Annotated in this window: 1 pseudogene; it reads right to left on the bottom strand. The window is 62.5% G+C overall.

The features are described 5' to 3' along the window. Positions 1-592 (bottom strand): annotated as a pseudogene (locus tag KDX37_RS29335) (hypothetical protein); the annotation flags it as partial.

Here is a 592-nt window from a genome sequence, read left to right as displayed (position 1 = left end):
GTGTTGAATCGCAAGACGGGCGCACAGGCCCAGCAGTTGCTGGTGGGTTTCGAGACGTTGACGCAGGTGACGGATGCGATAGCAGGCATCGTCCAGCAGAACGCCGTACACCTGCCGCTGCCGGGCCTTGCTCAACACATCAACGACACTGGGCTGGGCGTTCCACAACGCGGTCGTATCGGTGGGGTTCTGCGTTTCCTGTTCGGTGTCTGATGGTAAGGTGATGAGCAGCGCGTCGGACACGGCCGTCAGTTCAAGCGCCAGGGTGTTCGGCGGAGCCGTTCCTTCATCTGCCTGGGCAAGGAAGGCCTTCGCCTGTTCCAGCGCAGTGACCGGATACTGGCCCGACAGGTCGCACAGATAAAGCGCCGGGTGATCCAGCAAGCGCTCGTAACCGGGTTGTCTGGTGCGCTGAGGGGCGGCCAGTGCGACGGGGAAGGCGTGCAGGTCCAGGTTCATTCGTGCCGCGCTGACCGGTGCCAGCAGTATCTGTGCCACCGGGTCCTTGCCATCAAAGCGGGAAAACGCCTTGAGCATGGCGTCGCCTTCCGGCTTGCCTTTGTAGAGGTCGTTGAGGCGTTCGTTCGAGCAG

The organism is Pseudomonas californiensis (assembly GCF_021147775.1).
GTDB lineage: Bacteria > Pseudomonadota > Gammaproteobacteria > Pseudomonadales > Pseudomonadaceae > Aquipseudomonas > Aquipseudomonas californiensis.
Note: the sequence above shows the minus strand (reverse complement) of the source record. Positions and strands in the feature narration are given on the sequence as shown.